The sequence below is a fragment of the Mesorhizobium sp. M0894 genome (assembly GCF_040319725.1).
Classification (GTDB): Bacteria; Pseudomonadota; Alphaproteobacteria; order Rhizobiales; family Rhizobiaceae; genus Mesorhizobium.
This window is the reverse complement of the sequence record NZ_JAMYOG010000002.1, coordinates 572,913-589,784: the sequence shown is the minus strand read 5'-3', so window position 1 is coordinate 589,784 and position 16,872 is coordinate 572,913. Positions and strand designations below refer to the sequence as shown.

Genomic DNA, 16,872 nt, shown 5'->3' with positions numbered 1-16,872 from the left:
CAACCTCCTCGGCTCCTTGCTTCAGTGTCAGTATGTCTCGCTCATCACCTCAAGCCGCGCCAGATGGGGTCAGCTTGGCGCTTACGATAGATCGAGCCTGTCGGTCGAAGGATGCTCTTCATGTGCAGCATCCGCTGAACCATGAAAATAAGGTACGCCAGCAGATGGGGTTGTGACGTGCGGAGAGCCTGCATCCACAGCCGCCAGAAATCGACGTAATAGTCGTCAACGCCATGCTCACGCATGAGGACTGGCATAGAACGGGCGATAGCTTCTTTTTGGGCGTCCATCTCCCAGGTGTCGCAGAAAGCTTCCACTTGTTCAGGGACCGGTTTCCCGGTCATCGTCTTGTATAGAAGGTTGTAATTTTGTTTCGAATTGAAGGGCGGGTCGAGATAGATCAAATCGACCGAATGCTTTTTCATGGCCTGCATAATGGTGAGATTATCACCGTACCAAAGCTTGTTCACGCGGCCCCCTCCAGACATGCGCAGCGAATCAGCGAACGCCGTTTGCGACCGGCGACGATTCTCCGTGTACCGCTATATGGATAACAATTATACTACCTGATCAAGGCCCAGAAGAAGTAGTAGGCAGGGGTCTACTGTGCCCCTGTGCCCCCTCGGCTACACCCTGAGGAGAACGTCAGGGGAGCCTAAGGGGTTGCCTTGCTGTAAGGCTCTCAGGTGGCACCTAAGGGTACCTAAGGGTACCTAAGGGTCCCTCTAGGTTCCCTCTCAGGTGTCACCCTAGGGTACATTCTAAGGGGAACCCTCGGGGATAGTCCTATTGGTCACCCTATTCCCTTGAGGGGGATTGAAGGGGCCTGTTAGAAGAACCGAGGGGACGACTGTAAGGAGGCCCCGAGGGCGTTCTCCATGAACCGGGCCAGCTCCAGGTCGAGCAGTTCCTGCTTCCGTTGGTCAGCAGCAGTCGTCTGGTTCCGAGCCATCCATTCGCACCAGTAGGCCACAGCACCGGCAACGGCATCGAGCCTGTCGTCGTGGGCGAGGGCACCCCGGTTCTTGGTGATCCGGGTCATCTGGTAGAACAGCCTCATGCGGTTCTGATCTTCCAGCGGGTAGCCGGTCGTGCTGTCATAGTCCCGCTCGATCACCTTGTCGGAGACCACCAGACGATGCTGGTTCATGATCGGCTCAAGGATGTCGATGATGCGGGCCTCCTTCTGGGCCTTCGACCAGTCGGCATCCTCAATCGAGACCGGGTAGATGATCTGGGATCGAGAGCGCAGGAGCTGGGCGAACATGCCGTCACCGAAGTTCGGCTCGACGAGGATCAGGTTGACGCCTTGTTCCTTGGCATCGAGCAGTATCTTGTCCAGCGTACCGTTGTCGTAGCCGGCCCTCACAGCGCCCACACGGGTCAGGTAGAGGGTGCCATGCAGCATCTTGACCACGGCCCATGCAGTCTCGTCCTTGCCGCGCCCTGACGGGTCGACGAACATGGTCGATCCCTCGAACGGGATGTGATCCTTGGAGACGAACATCGGGCGGTGGAATCGGTCACCCGGCAACCCGATCATCGGGAGCTTGTCGAGGACCTGATCGGGGGACGAGCCCCATGCGACCTCACTCGGTCCCATCTTGGCGTCGAGGCCCATGACGATCAAGTCGGAGAGCTTGAGGGGGTATTTGTCCTCGTCCGACAGGCTGGTGTCCAGCATGAACTGCAGGGAGAAGCCAGAGCGCCCGTACGACAGCTCTCGTTCGTCGAGGTCGACCTCAGAGAACCGTTGGGGGTCCGTAGGCTTGCCCACGATGTCAGGGTCCACGTCCAGCTCACGGCCAATCAGCGGAGCCAGCTTCGAGCCGTACTTCGCGCGGCGATCCTCGTCGGGATACCTGGCCGGCCAGATGCGAACCACGTAGCCGCGATCCGGCAGGAGGTTGTAGATCGACATCTCGGTCTGCGGGGTGCCGAGATAGATGATGCGGCCACCCGGCGAGAGAACGGCGTCGAACTCCTTGATCTGCTCGGACAGCTTCTCGCGCTTGAGCGAGGTGTCGGAATTGTTCGGGACTTCGATGTCATCCGCGATGATGACGTTGGCGCGAGAGCCGGCGATCTGCGAGGTGATGCCCAGCGACTTCACAGACGGGGCGTGGGAGGCGCGGGCAGGGGCGACGTCGAATGCCACCTTGGACATTCGCTGGCCGTCCACGGGCCTCAGGTGGGCCAGCAGCTCCATCTCGAAGATGAGGCGCATGGTGAAGGTCGAGAAGTCGTCCGACCGCTGCTTGGAGGCCGAGATGACGAGTATCTTCGTTTGGGGATCGCAATAGAGCAGCCAGCAGACGAAGGCCGAGGTGACCCACGATTTGCCGACCCCTCGGAACGCCTCAATGATGAGACGCTTGGGGCCGTGCTGGAGGAACGATGCGATGTCGTACTGGACCTTTGTCGGGTCCGGTAGGTTCAGGTGTTTCCAGACCACATACAGGAAGTTGCGGAAGTCGCGGAGTGGGTCTGTCTGCGTCGACAAGTGTGTCGAAGCAGCGAGGGTCTGCTTGGTCATTAAACCTTTCGGAGAGAGGCAGAGAGCGCTCAGGACGAGCGTTGTGAGCTTGGGGGCTGTTGGGTTGCTGAGCGACCTATCGCTCGTCCTGAGGCGTCTGTTAGGCCGCTATGAGCGACTCGATTGCAGGCTTGAAGGCGTCTGCCCAAAGCTGCTGGCCGGCATCGTTAAAGTGGACGATGTCGATGTAGTAATTCGCGGACCAGTAGGCGAACTGCGGGATGTCGAGTTCCACGAGGCGCTCCGCATACGTCGCGTAGTTGGCACGGAGCCAAGCGTTGTAGGAGGTCCGGTAGGTCTCCTGCTGCGCTGTCGCGGTGTCTCGGTAAGGGATCGTTGCGGCGATGAGGAGCTGGCTGGCGTGGATGCCGTTCGCGTAGGTCTGGAAGTCAGTGATGAGCTGCGCGTCCGTCCTGCCGTTGGTGATGTCGTTGATCCCCGGGCCACCCATGCAGACGATGTTCTTGGTGAACGCGGCGTCGTACTGGTTGTTCACGCGACCGGCGACGTTGGTGGCCATGTTGCTGAGGTACTGACCGCCCACGGCCATGTTGACCGCGTAGACCGGAGTGGACAGCGAGGCGATGAGCTTCTTCGTCCAAGTCTGGTTCTTGGAGTGACCAGAACCCTCGGTCCTGCTGTCCCCATCGAAGACGACCTTGACGGTGGAGGAGGTCAGAACGTTGCACTGGGCTTTGAGGGCTGCCTCGACGGCCAGGCATTCGGCATCGGACAGGGCTGCCGGATAGGCAACGTAGGCGATGATGTCGAACTCACCGTCGTAGCTGGACGGCGTGGTGGCATTCCACCTGCCGAAGCCCTTGCCGGTCACGTTGCCAGCGACAGGGGCCGTGCCGACCAGGAACAGGGAACCGTTGACGCCGAACTGCTTACCCGTCGGACCACCTCTCCAGCGGAGAACGCACTGGTTCAGCGGCGGTACCTTTCGGGGACCCGTCCGTGTGTCGTTGAAGGGCGTCGTGTTGTTGCCCCTCAGACCGACGTTTGCCGTCGTGGTGAACAACGACACCGTCGTCGCGTCTGCCGGGAACGAGCCGTAGTAGTTGTCGTTGAGCGAGAAGTTCGGCGAGAGCAGGTAGAACTCGGTGAAGTTCTCCTTGGCGATGGTCGGGCCGGTGGTGCAGGCCGTGAACTTCGAGCTTTGGTTCTGGACGAGCGCGGAGCTGTCGAACGAGATCGAGGGCGCGCCATTGTACAGAACCTCGGGGAAGACGCCCGGCTGGTTGACCTTGGTCGCCTGCTCTTGGTGGAAGCCGTTGCCCGTCTGATCGTACCACTTGCGCAGCCCCAGAGAGCTGGCCCCACGGAACGATGTGGCGGCTGCAGTGTCAAAGTACTTCGAGCCGAAGCCGATGTCCTGCTCAACGTCGTCGACTGCGCGCTGCACACGGAGGGCCGGGCCTGAGTAGGTCTGGACAAGCCTTGTCGTTCCATAGACGACCGCAGGGGCTGTCGAGAGCGTCGGCAGGTACACCGGATCGACAGGCACAGGCGCCGGCTGGGACGGAGCCGCTGCGGCAGAGGTCCACAGGACGTCGCTAAGGACGCCCCGGAAGAACATGTAAGGGACGCCCATTAGTAAATCTCAGCCACGACCGTGCCGGAAGTGAACCCGCCCGTCTTCACGCCTACGCGGAAGTACCAAGCGGAGCCGGATACGCCAGTCTTCTCGGCGGGGGCGGTGAAGTTGTCGACGTCAAACCAAGTCGAGCTGTCCTTGGATCGCTGCACCGTAACGGTCGCTACGAAGGTGCCGCTGATCGACACGTCGAAGATGTCGCCGGCCTGTATTAGGACAGCAGGGGTGAAGGTGTTCTGTGCGGTGATGTTCATCAGTGTCTCGGATAATCCTGATCGTGTTCAGAGCCGTCGAAGGGGAGCTTCGAGGCCAGATCGTTGACGACCTTGTTGGTGCCCGGTACGGGCTTCGTGCCAGTGTCCTTGAGGAACTGACGGACGACGTTCAGGGACGCCGCGTCGGGCGTGATGCGGACAGCCTCGCCGGTCTCCTTGTCGACGACCGTTCGGCCATTCGAGAGGAGATCGTCCAGCTGCTTCGCGAACGTGTCGAAGAGGGCTTCGAGCGCGTTGCTATCGGTCTTCACTTCTTGTCCTTTCGGAGCATTTCCTTGGCCTTGGCGACGATCTGGACGACGAGCCAGACCGTGCCGAGGATGGGTGCGATGAGGGCAGCGCCGTCAGACGCGGCGTGAAGCCACGGGAGCCAGACAGGGCTCGATACTGCGGAGACGGCGACCGCAGCGGTGGTGTTCTCCACGGGGGTTCCTGTGATTAGAGCGAGGGTCACAGCGCAGCCGCCCAGTCCCAGAGGCTGTCGATCTGCGCGGGGGTAATGCTGAAGAGTGCGCCGAGGCTTTCGACGAGAGGGTGGGTCCGCTTGAAGTAGGTTGCCCATCTCCATTCGATCATTCCAGCCGGGTCATTCACCAGCTTCATCTCGACGTCTGCTTCGGTAATGCCGATGGACAGAAGAGCCCTGCGGACCTGACGGGGGCTTAGGGTCGGCATTGCCTCGCGAAGCTCTTCGACGGTCGGCGGGGTTGCAGCAACGTACGGAGTGGCTGAGGCACTGGCCGAGGCATAGAGCTGCCGACCAAGAACCTCAGCGTCCCTCGGGGATGCCGTGAAGGGTATCCATCCATGGACTGGGTGATTGATCTCCATGTCGATGGAGCGCGCTGCGCTGAACTTTGGGTAGCGGTATTCCATTAGGCGATCCTCACGAACAGAGTGAACCGGGCGTAGTTGGTGCCAGTGCTGTAGGAAGACCGACCCAGTGCGCGCCATGTGCCAGACAGAGCTGACCCACCCTTCGTCAGGGTACGGTCGCCCGAAGGAGCGTTATCATCCGTCATGGCGGTGAAAGAACTCAGTTGCATACCAGCAGGCTGGATGGAGGAGCCGGCGTAGGTCCCACCTTCAGTAATTCCGGTGTTGTAGATGTAGCCAAACACGACCGAGCCAACAGCGCCGTATGCGATGCCAGCGATGGCTGAGCCGACTGCGGCTGAGGTTATTGTGGCGTTTGTGCCGGCTGGGCCTTGCGGACCCTGTGGGCCATAAGCACCCTGCGGTCCAGTCGGGCCAGCGGGACCTTGGATGCCGGTCGCGCCAGTGTCACCCTTGACGGCTACGGGGGACCAGTAGGTCGTGTTCGTCGGGAGGTTGCCGGTCGAGGCCAGGATGTTGATGTAGGCCGAGCCGTTGTAGGAGACGACGTCCTTGGGGGCGTAGGCAGTTGGGCCTGCATAAGCGCCACGCCAGATCATCCCCGGGGTGCCTGCGGCTCCTGCGGGTCCTGCCGGGCCTTGCGAACCAGCGGGTCCTGCCGGGCCTTGGATGCCTTGGACGCCCTGAGCGCCGGCTCCGAAGATGATCCCTGCGGACCAATTGCCGGACGTCGCGCTGAGCTTCCAGAAGAGCTTGCCCTGCTCGATGTCGAGATAGGAGAAGCCGGTGGCTTGGGCGTCATACGCTGCGCGCCCTGCGGTCGACCCTTGGGCGTTGGGGGCGTAGTTGGCCCCGGCAAGACCTTGGGGACCTTGAGGGCCTTGCGTACCCTGCGGACCTTGCGGACCCATGGGGCCTTGAGGGCCTGTTAGACCTCTTTCACCGGTATCGCCCTTGGGCATGTCGGCGGACGTGAAGGGTCTAAACTGGCCGTCAGCGTCGAAGCCAAGGACGCTATTCTTGCGGACTTCGATAGTCGGGAAGTGGAGGACGATACGACCGGCGTCCGTGGCAGGAGCCGTGATTGCTCCAGTCTTCAGGAGGATCGCGATGTCAGCGCTTTCTTGGCTGACGTACATGGCCTGCAGCGCTTGCCTGTTGAGATCTTCGGCGCGCAGCGAGGCACCGTTCGCAATGGTGACCAGCGGCTGAGCAGAGGGCGTCTCGCGAGTGATGCGGACTTTGGTTCCTGCTGCCGGTGCGGTGTAGAAGCGAAGCGAGAACGGCCCTGTCCAAGTGAAGGAACCCGAGGGGACGTCGTCGATGTATGCCTTAACGTGATTGCGGTCGAGGTAGCCGAAGTCGAACGTGTAGTCGAGCGTCGACCCGTCCCCGTCATAGACGACGAAGGATAGAATTGGTGTGGTCATTTCGTTCCTTGGTGGGGAATGCAGAAAGGCCCCCGGGGGTTAGCCGAGAGCCTCTGTTTGGGTGCCGTGTTGGGGTTACTGGCGGGGGGCTCTTTCGGGGAGCCCGCTGATCCAGCCATTGAGACCCATGACGAGGGGTAAGGCGTTGCCGAACATCAGGACGCGGGAGACCTTGCGGGCCTCGTCCTGTGACCAGTCGCCGTCCCTGAAGATGCCAGCCACAGAGCGGCCAGCTTGGTACAGGTCGTCGATGCCACCCGTGGTCGGGTTGCCCAGCCACATGTTGCTCGCCTGACCCGTGGAGCGGGTGTACGAGAACAGCGTGTCCTGCCCCGCCATGCCGAGGCCCGTATCGATGAGCATCGGAATGATCGAGGAAGCGCCGGCCCGCGAGAAGCTCGCCGCAGCCAAGTTGCCGGGGGCGAGACGCTCTTCGAGGAACTTGTCACCATCCGACCTCAGTGCGGCCTGAGCCTTCATCTGTAGGATGTAGCCGGCAGTGGCGAACGCTGTGGTCATGACGAGCTGGTGGGCCGCAGCCAGGTAGTCCTTGTCGTGGATCATACGGGCGACCTTGAGGGTCTGCTTGCCATACGATCCGACCATGAACGTGCGGAACTGCATCAGGGCCTTGGCCAGCGGATGGGACATCCACATGGTCATGTTCCCGATGTCGTTCTTCTGGATGATCTGACGGCTCAGGCGATGGGCTGCCTGAATGAACGCCTCTCGGGCCGGCTTGTCCGACCACTTGTCGAAGTGAGCGCGGGTGATCTTGCGCCCCGTGATGAACCCCACCTCATGCTCGAAGTTGCCCTCAGTGTGGAACATCTTCATGATCCTGTCGGTCATGTCCTTGTCCAGCCCGAGGTCGGCCAACCGCTTGGCTGACATCCCCTTGCCGCCGTTGGCAGCCATGTCGGAGAACTTCTGCACGATGGCCTTGGCGGTCCACCGTTCCAGCATGACGTTGGCTTGGGTCAGCCCCGAGATTTCCGAGGTGATCCTGTTGGCCGAGTTCAGTTTGCCTTCCACGAACTCCTTCCAGCTCGACGTCGGCTCCCCATGGAAGCCATTGGAGAACTCGTCGATCCGGTAGTCGGAGGTGTGGAGCAGCCGGTCGGCGCCCACGCCTATGATCGCCTCCAGATCGTCGCCGAGGCCGGACTTCAGGAGCGAGGCTCCGTCATCCGTCACGACGCGCCTGAGAGACGGTGCCTGCGAGAGTGCAGCCTTCCAGCCGAGGGACGCGATAGGTGCGCCAATCTCAGAGACCTGAGCGAAGCCCACTTGGTTCATGATGCGCGAGAAGTTGTACTTCCTGACCATCCTCAGGAACCAGCCGGCGTTCGTGGCCTCCATTTCGCTTGTTGGGCGACCGAGGATCGACGCATAGGCGTATTCCAGACGCTTGATGCCAGAAGCCGCTTGGGCCTTAGTGATCTTGCCCTGCGAGATGAGGTCAGCGTTCTTCTGCTTGACCTTGGTGAGGTACTGGGCGAACTCCCTGTCGCTGGTGAAGCCGTTGATTAGGAGTTCCCCGGAGACCGGGTCCTTGAAGCGGTACCGAGCGAGTGCCACCCGGCCCATGCTGTTGCGCATGTAGCGGGTGAAGTTCTGACGGGCGTCCGTGACCACGAGGTCCGAGATGCTGATGCCGCGCTCGTTCACGACGCCGTGCTTGTTGGCGACGTTCTCAAGGGTCATCTTCTCGTCCAGCAGAAGGCGGGCCTTGTTGTGGCCATCCCTGCCGGCATCCTTGGCGCGGTTCTTACCGAACTCATACTTGAGCGCCGTGGCGTCCTCCGGGGCGAGCCCGTAGTGGCCCTCCAGCATCTCGACGAGGTTCTCGAGCTGGTCGGCGCTGAGGATGTGTGACGAGACGTCTTCGAGGCCGTGAGCCCGGTCGACGATGGCATTGGTGAACGCCTTCGCCGTGCGCTCGATCACGTCATCCTTGAGGCCGGTGTCAGCCGACTTCATGGCCCTGCCAATGAGGGTCACGATGGGTTCGATGCCGAACTCGTTGACTGCCGTGATGATCGCTTGGCTGTTCCAGTAGCGCGGGGCGTAGTGGGGGTCGGTCGGGATGCTGTCAGCGCCAAGCACCGGACGAGCGTCCTCGATACCTTCCCGCAGGAATGGGTTCTGCTGAAGACGCAGGGCGTCCGCGTACAGCTCAGCCTGCTTATTGCCCACTTTGGCGACCGCAGGGTCATAGCGGTCTGCACGACCTGGAGCCCTGTCGGTGATGTAGGCGTGGACCTCCTTGTTGAACTGCCGCTCGACCTCTGCCGAACCCATGCCCTGCTGACGCGAGGCGTAATCCTTGAGCTGCGGGATGTATGTCTGAGCTTCGGTGATGCGCTTCTCGTCGAAGAGCCGCGTCATGTCCTCCGAGGCCGCGAAAGCGTTGACCGCTCCGTTGGCCTTGCCGGTGCCGTCCTGCACGAGCCCAGCGCCGGCCTTCACGAGGACGTTGCTGTCCTGCTGTAGGCGAGCCGAGAGGTCGGGGCGGATCGAGCCGGCGAAGGTCTTGTTGAAGTCCCTGTCGTCGAGCAGCCCGAGGCCCTTCTCGTCGAGGAACGGGGCATTCGGGGAAGCCTTAGCGGCACCCACGGAACCAGCCATGTCGATGCCCTCATGGGCTTCAACGGCCCTGCGGCCAGCACGCTGGAACTGGGCACCCTCGAACGCGGTCTCAGGGCGACCATAGAGGTGACCCACAGCACCGCCCACGCCGAAGCCGAAGACGGTCGCGGCGAGAAGATCTGATTGGTTGACGTTGGGGTTCACGGCGGCATTGACAGCCACCGAGGCAGCGCCACCGGCAGCACCAGCAATGGCCCCCTCAAGGACCCTGCCGAGACGCCGAGCGCGATTGCCAATGACCAGCTCAGGGGCCACCGTGGATGCCAAGAGGTCGGCACCGAGAGCCACCGGATCGAGGATCGAGTTGGCCATGCTGAGGGCCGTGCCGCTGAAGCCGGCATTGGAGAGCCGCACGTTGCGATCCCAGTCGTCCTTAACGCGACCGAGGTTGTCCTGATAGTCGGCCTCAGAGACGCTCGACAGTTGGGACGTGTAGCGTTCAGCTTCCGTTGCGGGGACTCCGCGGGCTTCCAGATCGGTCTTCACACGGGCCGGGTCGAGCGACCAGTTCTCGTCAGGGGCGATCTTCTTGCCCTGCGACAGTAGCCACGGGAGCGTCTGTTGGGTGTTGTAGGCGTCCTTCTGGAGCTGCCACCACGACGGGTCGGCAGTCTCTACCTCAGGAGCCCGAGGGGTGTTCGTGCGCCAGTCCGAGACCTCGACCGAGGGGATCGAGATGTCGGCTGAGCCGTTGTCCGAGGGGGACGAGCTTATCGTCTGAAAGGTACCCCCGAGGAGTGCTGCTGCATTCCTACGGTGACCTCCCATCTGGTTATCCCACTTGTCCCGCACGTCGCCGGGAGCGCCACCATTGTTGGCGTCAGAGGCGCTGTAGTGGCCCGGGGCACCAGCGTTGATTGTGGAGTACAGGTCGAGCCCGCTCATGCCCGGCTTGAAGCCGTGGGCGACCAGATAGTCGGCGGAAGACTTGACCAGCTCTGAAACGGATTTGCCCGGCGTGTAGCCGAACTGCTTGCGCTGGGGGACGCCCATCTGGATGAAGCCAACGTGCTGGCCCCACTGGGTCGTCGGACCCTTCTTCCACGGGTCGAATGTGCCGCCAGTCTCATACGACATGGCCGTAGCGAAATCGACCGGGTCAGCCCCGATCCGCTTGGCCTCGGAGACGATGGCGTTTCTTAGTTCGTCGTTCATTGTTCCTCATGGGTGAAATGGAAAGGCCCCCGGGGTTACCGAGGGCCTTGCGAGGGTTAGCGGTTAGCGCCGCCTAGCGGGGGCATGAAGCCGTTGTCGTCGTAGACCGGAGCGTCCTTGCGGATGCGCTTGCCGAGCTTCTTGACGTTGGGCTTGCCGCCCGGCTCTGGGATGGTGATGTCGAACGCTTCGCGGGTCTTGGGGTTGATCCAGACCGTGCCGTTGCCGTCCTCTGCCTTGGCAGGGACCAGACCGTGGGTCTTGGCAGCGCCCTTGATGGAGATGTCGTGAGCCGCCTTGGCGGTCTTGGCGTCGTCCATCACGCGGGCTCGATCACGGACAGTCTTCAGGGTGACGAAGTAGGGGGTGCCTTCTTTGTCATCCATCAGCGGGAGACCCGTGTTCTTGTCGGCCAGCATAAATCGGCCGCCAGAGTGGTTGAGGTCCTGAGCCGGCAGGATGGTGATGTCGCCGGTCCCGATGTCGTGATCCTTGAGGACCCCCGGGTTGCCCGTAGCGAAGTCCCCGATGATGCCGTCGAGGGCGTCCTTGTAGTTGTCAGGGAGCGCCGCCTGACCGAGTTCCAGTAGGGTGCCGTTGTAGGTGATCGAGTTGCGCTGAACGCTGTCAGCGGCCACCGTAATGGCCCTGTCCTGATCCACGCCACCACGCACGAGGCGCTTGGCAATGGACGCCACACGCTGCTGCGCGGCTGCTGAGTTCCACGGCGTCGTGTGCGACCAGAACCAACCATCGGACGCGGCGAGGCTCTTCACCGACCTGTCGATCTTGTCGTTCTGGTCTCGGGTGAAGTTCAGGCCGTCGACCTGTACAGGCTGCGAGGTCCGCACGGCGAACTCTAGGGCCGCATTGTCGGACATCTGCCTGCCGTCCTTGCCGGTCAGGTCGTCCTTGGCGATGATGAAGCTCTCCATGAAGTCACGGTCGGCTTCCGAGAGGTAGGACATGTAGGTGTTCTTCGAGGCGTTGTAGAGCCAACGCGCCGTCTTGACCTTGTCCATCACCCTGCTCATCGCCTCAGGGTCCTGCGTCATGTCCACCGAAGCGGCATCAGCGATTCCTGTGACGACGCCCTTGAGGGCCGGATGTTCGAGACCAGCGAGCTGTGCCTTGCGGAGTTCTCGCTGCATGGTCTGCTGGCCATCTTCCTTGTTCTGCGCCGCGATCTGCGGGGAACGTTCGAGGTAGCGGTTGAAGGCTTCCTTCTTGATCGTGGCAGCCGGGACCGTCTTCTGGTTCCCGTCGTGATCCCACCAAGTCGTGTCGGTGACACGGTCGAGGCGATCGTCGGCCAGGAGCCCGTCGGCCTGGGTGTCGATCTCGGTCTGAGCGTTCCTGTCGTTGCGGAGCCCGACTGCCTTGGCAGCCTCGGCCTTGATCTGCAGAACGCGGTCAGCGTAGGCCCGCTGCTGCGACAGGGAGGTCTTTCCAGAGCGTCCGCTGTACTCGGCGTCCAGCATCGCCACGGCGTACTCGGGGTTCGTCTGAGCAAGCCGAGCGGCGGCGTTGAGGTACTGCTGATCGAGTTCGTCCTCGCCGGCCCCGAGGGAGCCCTTGGTGCCCAGCTCGCCACGCATGGCGTTGAGGTTCGATGCGAACTTCTGAGGATCGACGCCGTTGCCGATCCATTCGTTCACCTTATCGGTGATGACCCCGTAGGCGGTGTCAACGGTGGACTGGTTGGTCCGGTCGATCCGGTACTTCTGCTGCTTGGCGAGAACCGAGGTCTTGTACTGGTCCCACGCGCGCCCCGCCGAAGCGATGGCGTTCACGTCGGTGAGGCCGCTCTCCTTGATGCTGTCTTGGAACTTCTTGGCGAGAAACTCTTCCGGGTTCCCCTTGTCCCAATCAAAGCTGGTCTGAAGCTCAGCGTCGGTGTCCTGAGCGAGCCCCTGAGCCCACTTGTCGCCGTAGTACGACTGACGGGCCGCGTTGGAAATCTTGTCGTCGGTGACCATCATGCGGCCCTCTTTGATCTCCTTGCGGGTCTCTGCGAGGGTCTGTCCTGCGACATGCATCTGGAATGCAGCATCCTCAGCCGCACGGGCTTCCCTGCTGCTCTTCCCGGTCACACCGACGAGGTTCCCGACTGAGTTCGAGAAGGCTCCGAGGGCGTCAGCCAGCCGGAAGAGGTTCTCGTTCTTGGCCGGCTGCGGCGGGGGTGTGTAGGTGTCCGACTGCATCGGCGCCGGCGTGAGCCGCACGTTCGACTGCAGTTCGGGGGCTTGAACTCTTCCTTGTGCCATTAAGCGACCCCTGCTGCTCTAGCTCTCTGGTAGCCGCCGTAAGCGTCGAGGCCCCCACCCATGATGCGGATGGCTGCGTCGGCGAACGATGGCCGCTGGCCCTGCTGGACCGAATTGATGCGGCCCTCGGCCTGCGCCTGGGTGGCGTCCATCTCCCCACGGAGGTAGTCGGCCTGCATCTGGTAATTGTTGTCGAGGGTTCGCTCGTAGCGGCCCTGCTGCCCGTAGTAGTCGGCGATCAGGGCATTGACGGAGAGACCAGTGACGCCAGCTTCGCCGGCTGCGACCTCTGCGGTTGCTCTACCTCGCATCGCCTCGACGTTGAGGTTCTGCTGCTCCTGAGAGGCAGCCTTGCGTTCCTGTAGGGCACGGTTCTGATTAGCCGCGTATGTGTTGACGGCTGCCTTGTTGGCCGCCTCACGGTTGTTCCGGTAGTATTGCTGCTGCGCCTCGTACTGCTGCTGCTGGCCCACGAAGCCGGCGACAGTGCTGGCTGCGGACAGAGCGAACTGGGCAACAGCCAAACCGACTGCGCCAATGCACATTCGTTATGACCTCAATCTTGCAAATTCGTGGAAGGGACGCTTCTCGACGCCAAACTCAGCGTGGGTTCTCAGGAACGAGAAACCCATGCGTTTGAGCCAGCGGATGTGCGTGGTGTTGCGCGCGTCGATGTGATTGCCGAGAAGGGGACGCACCCGGTGTAGCCTCTTGAGCCACTTAGGGGCCATGCCAATGAGGTCTCGGCGGTGTTTCATGATGGTGGGCGAAGAGACCATCCAGACAATCCCGAGATGGGGGTTGCCTTGGACGGGGTCGACACCGAAGAGGCCGAAGACCTCTCCGTTCGGCTCCACGCCGGCCCACACATAGTTGCCCTGCTGGACGAGCTGGGGCAGGACCACCTCAGGTTCCATCCCGAGGTAAGCCCTGCACTCATCCCGATCTGCTGAACGCAGACGCGAGGCCAAGGAAATAGCGTCGGCCACCTTGGCCCTGCGAATTGTGATCATCAAATCCTTTGCGATTTCTGGACGTAGTTGCCGATCCACTCTGCGGAGAGCAGGCAAGATGGGAGGTAGCTGTCGTTCACGATCTCGACCTTCACGCGGTCATTCTTGGACAGCAGCGGAACCTTGAAGGCTCCGTCGCTGAGATTGATCTCGTCGGCCCTGTTGTTAGGATCGCCCATGAGACGACCAGTCGAGAAGTAGGCCCGTGTCTCGCGCGCCAGAGGGGTGACCTCGACACGGAAGTAGGCGGTCTTCGAGAACTGGATCAGGAGGCTGATGAGCTGTAGCCGGCCCTCGGTGATTACCGAGACACCGCCATTTCGGCTCTCCTGCCGGATGAAGATCGTGGACAGGCCGTAACGTGTCTCGTAGGTGGTCCCGAAATAGAGCGGGACTTCCCTCAGGTCGCCTTGGAGGACCACTTCGTCGATGTCCGAGGACAGGATGCTTATCTCCAATCCCGGTTCAAGGATTGGCGTCGGCGATCCCGCTGTGACACAGACGTATGGAGCTTCGGTCATGTCGTGATCCGTCAGCACCGTGGTCCGATTGGTGTACGGATCGTATGTACGGAGACCGTAGTTCTCGACCCTGAACCGCCTGTCGAGGTTGACCACGAAGCGGATGTCTGGGTCGACACCACCTGGCTGGATGTCCATGACCTCAATGAACGCCTTAGTGCCCCTGTTGAGGACCAAGACGAGCTGGCTATCAATGAAGCCTATGTCGAGGATCGATGTCACGCCGGGGAAGGTCCACCGGGACCAGCTAGCCTGAAGCTGCTGAGCGTTTGACCAGTAGTACTTGTAGACGTAGAGGGACGTGAGGTCTCCGTCAGCCTGCACCACGAGGATGTCCTCATGGGTCGACGCGGCGAGCCTGATGGCGGTTCCCGGGATGTACTGCGGAACGTGTCCGGTAGCGTCCTCGGCGTCGGCTAGGCCGGTGTTCACGTCGATCTTGTAGTCCCTGATCATCGTGAACTGGCCACGGTTCACCGGGAAGAAGATCGAATTGCCAGCCCGCACAGGGCGCGCCTTGCTGGACATTGAGAACGCTGTCGAGGGGCGGATCGAGGCTGTCTTCGGGGTCAGCAGCTCGTTGCCCATGAGGGTGAACTGCATCTGGTCGGCCCACAGGACCAGCCTGTCCGACGAGGCCACCGCGCTGCGAAGCACAGAGACACCGTTGTCGGTCGCCGCAACGTCGATTGGATCATCGTCGAGCAGAGCCGTAGCCGTGGAGCGGAAGAAGTCGAAGAAGCTGCCGTGCCTTGACAGGACAACATTCTCGCCAGCCAGGAACCCGAGGCGGTTCTTGAAGAACAGAACCTCGTTGACCTTCTCACCCACAAAGGATGGGCCGGGAGCGATCACGTCGTCGCCGCACTTACGCTTGTCCCAAGTGGCCACGTCGAAGGTGAACGAGCCATCTGCCTGACGGATAAGGACGTGGGGCATCGTCGAAGACTTCAGCGCGGTGACAATCCCGGGCTTGGGGATTTCACGCCAGACGCCGATGGAGGAGTTGGCGTCCTGCCGGTCAAAGCGAACGAAGTAGTTGTCGAACTGGGTACCGACCGAGCCTACCACCTCAACGGCGACGTCGTCCTCGCAGTAGGCAGGCAGATCAGCGAAGTCCTGAACTGTCTTGCGAATCGCCTTCATGGCATGGCCGTTGTAGCCATCGTCGACAGAGACGCTGAAGTCCGCGCCGTCGTCCTTCTTGATGTAGATCGTCGACTTGAAGACCTTGATGGTCCAACCGTTGGCCGAGGTTATCCCGTTGGCGGCGAGGTTCGTGTCAGTGGCCTTCCACGTCCAGTCGCCATTCGGTTTGTCATTGGCGGTGTCCTCCATCAGGACGGTCTCACCAGTGGCGAGGCGGCGGGCTATGAAGGAGACGTCCACCGAGGGGGTCTGCGCGGAACTCTGACCATCGGGGGTCAGGTAGCGAGCCACCTCGACGTTGTTGATCTTGATTGTGTAGGTCTTGCCGTAGTTGCCAGCCATGACATTGATCAGGGCCTCGCTAGGGGAAGGCTGCTCGATCACCGCAGTCTCCAGCTCGACCTTGACCGTCTGGTTCGTGATGTAGGTGTAGTCGCCCACCGTCAGTGCCCGATAAGGGGGACGGTCGAACGCACCGCTGTCGTAGCTCAGATAGCCGTAGCCATTGGGAGCCGTCACGGTACGCTCAGCGCCGTTCAGGGTGAACACTCGGATCGCCGTGGGTGTGGCGATCACTTGGTAGCGCTCGGAGGCGTCACGGTTGATCTGATGGGTGAAGACGTTGCCCTCGATGGCAGGCCCGAGGTTCGCCCTAAGCTGTGTCGGAGGGCGCTTCTTGAGGCCATCCACGATGGTGGAATAGGCGTTCGTCTGGATGTCGCCTTGGGTAGCCAGCCGCAGGGCCATAGCCTGCTGACTGACGCCGTTGGCGAAGTTAGGGATCGACCCGGAGACCTTAGCCACTACGAGCGGCCCCGGAGCTGCTGCATGAACTGACTGTCGGTCAGCATGTTCGGATCGGCGCTTTCGAGTTCCTCCTCCATCATCGCGGCGCGAGCGATCTGCTCGTCCTGCAGCGTGTAGGAGTGGGTGGCCTGATCACCGAAGTATCGATCCTGATACTTGCGGGCGGCCCTGATTGTGATGAAGAGGCGCGCGGTGGACGGGAGTTCCTCGAAGTCGAGACCGAGGACCCAATCGACCGTCACCGGGCCTGCGAATTGGTAGGTGCGGTCGCCCTTGTTGTAGAGGCGTTGGCCGCGTTGGACAGCGTTGATGCTGGAGCTTTCGCCTGAGGTATCGACCTTCAGGACGTTACGCGGGAGGATGATCTCCCCATTCTGGTCCGGGGTGATGCTCACGCCGTCTTCGGAGTTGAAGTTCCAGCCAACGGTTTGGACCTCCACAGAGGTGGCGCGAAGGGTATTCATGGCGAGCGAGGCGTCGATCACTTGGTTGTCCTCAAGGGTCGACACAGGGCTTTCGGCGCTGGTCGCGAGGATTTCGTTGATCGCCTCAAGCTCTGTCAGTGGGGTCAGGCCAACGGCCATAGATGCCTCCGAGAGAGGTTGAAATGAAAAAAACCGAGGCCCCTTT

Annotated in this window: 14 protein-coding genes; all 14 read right to left on the bottom strand. The window is 61.6% G+C overall.

The annotated features are described in order from the left end of the window. Positions 1 to 44: 44 nt before the first annotated feature. The 14 genes from NKH91_RS06235 to NKH91_RS06170 all read right to left on the bottom strand — a co-directional run bounded on the left by NKH91_RS06235 (position 45) and on the right by NKH91_RS06170 (position 16,826). Complete coding sequence (locus NKH91_RS06235) at positions 45 to 470, bottom strand: hypothetical protein (protein WP_352883836.1); 426 nt, start codon at positions 468 to 470, stop codon at positions 45 to 47. Between the two features lie 359 nt (positions 471 to 829). Continuing rightward, on the bottom strand, positions 830 to 2,536 hold the full coding sequence (gene terL, locus NKH91_RS06230; protein WP_352883833.1) for a phage terminase large subunit: 1,707 nt from the start codon (positions 2,534 to 2,536) through the stop codon (positions 830 to 832). Between the two features lie 100 nt (positions 2,537 to 2,636). Continuing rightward, positions 2,637 to 4,133 (bottom strand): SGNH/GDSL hydrolase family protein, encoded by a 1,497-nt coding sequence (locus tag NKH91_RS06225; RefSeq protein ID WP_352883830.1) that lies wholly within the window; start codon positions 4,131 to 4,133, stop codon positions 2,637 to 2,639. Next, a complete protein-coding gene (locus tag NKH91_RS06220; protein ID WP_352775785.1) occupies positions 4,133 to 4,390 on the bottom strand; it encodes a hypothetical protein in 258 nt (85 codons plus the stop codon). The genes NKH91_RS06225 and NKH91_RS06220 overlap by 1 nt, the downstream gene beginning before the upstream one ends. Next, a complete protein-coding gene (locus NKH91_RS06215; RefSeq protein ID WP_352775782.1) occupies positions 4,390 to 4,662 on the bottom strand; it encodes a DNA packaging protein in 273 nt (90 codons plus the stop codon). The genes NKH91_RS06220 and NKH91_RS06215 overlap by 1 nt, the downstream gene beginning before the upstream one ends. Further along, positions 4,659 to 4,835: a hypothetical protein gene (locus NKH91_RS06210; RefSeq protein WP_352775779.1), complete on the bottom strand. Its 177-nt coding sequence runs from the start codon at positions 4,833 to 4,835 to the stop codon at positions 4,659 to 4,661. Before NKH91_RS06210 ends, NKH91_RS06215 begins: the two co-directional genes overlap by 4 nt. 26 nt (positions 4,836 to 4,861) lie before the next feature. Continuing rightward, on the bottom strand, positions 4,862 to 5,287 hold the full coding sequence (locus NKH91_RS06205; RefSeq protein WP_352775776.1) for a hypothetical protein: 426 nt from the start codon (positions 5,285 to 5,287) through the stop codon (positions 4,862 to 4,864). Beyond that, positions 5,287 to 6,678, bottom strand: a complete 1,392-nt coding sequence (locus NKH91_RS06200) for a phage tail fiber domain-containing protein (RefSeq protein WP_352883825.1) — start codon at positions 6,676 to 6,678, stop codon at positions 5,287 to 5,289. Before NKH91_RS06200 ends, NKH91_RS06205 begins: the two co-directional genes overlap by 1 nt. Before the next feature lie 75 nt (positions 6,679 to 6,753). Next, on the bottom strand, positions 6,754 to 10,485 hold the full coding sequence (locus tag NKH91_RS06195) for a hypothetical protein (protein ID WP_352883822.1): 3,732 nt from the start codon (positions 10,483 to 10,485) through the stop codon (positions 6,754 to 6,756). A gap of 56 nt (positions 10,486 to 10,541) precedes the next feature. After that, entirely contained in the window at positions 10,542 to 12,752 is a 2,211-nt protein-coding gene (locus tag NKH91_RS06190; RefSeq protein ID WP_352883819.1) for a hypothetical protein, read from the bottom strand. After that, complete coding sequence (locus tag NKH91_RS06185) at positions 12,752 to 13,297, bottom strand: virion core protein, T7 gp14 family (protein WP_352883816.1); 546 nt, start codon at positions 13,295 to 13,297, stop codon at positions 12,752 to 12,754. Before NKH91_RS06185 ends, NKH91_RS06190 begins: the two co-directional genes overlap by 1 nt. 3 nt (positions 13,298 to 13,300) lie before the next feature. Beyond that, positions 13,301 to 13,765, bottom strand: a complete 465-nt coding sequence (locus NKH91_RS06180) for a hypothetical protein (protein WP_352883813.1) — start codon at positions 13,763 to 13,765, stop codon at positions 13,301 to 13,303. After that, positions 13,765 to 16,239: a phage nozzle protein gene (locus tag NKH91_RS06175; RefSeq protein WP_352883810.1), complete on the bottom strand. Its 2,475-nt coding sequence runs from the start codon at positions 16,237 to 16,239 to the stop codon at positions 13,765 to 13,767. The genes NKH91_RS06180 and NKH91_RS06175 overlap by 1 nt, the downstream gene beginning before the upstream one ends. Then, positions 16,239 to 16,826: a phage tail tubular protein A gene (locus NKH91_RS06170; protein ID WP_352883807.1), complete on the bottom strand. Its 588-nt coding sequence runs from the start codon at positions 16,824 to 16,826 to the stop codon at positions 16,239 to 16,241. The genes NKH91_RS06175 and NKH91_RS06170 overlap by 1 nt, the downstream gene beginning before the upstream one ends. Positions 16,827 to 16,872: the final 46 nt, after the last annotated feature.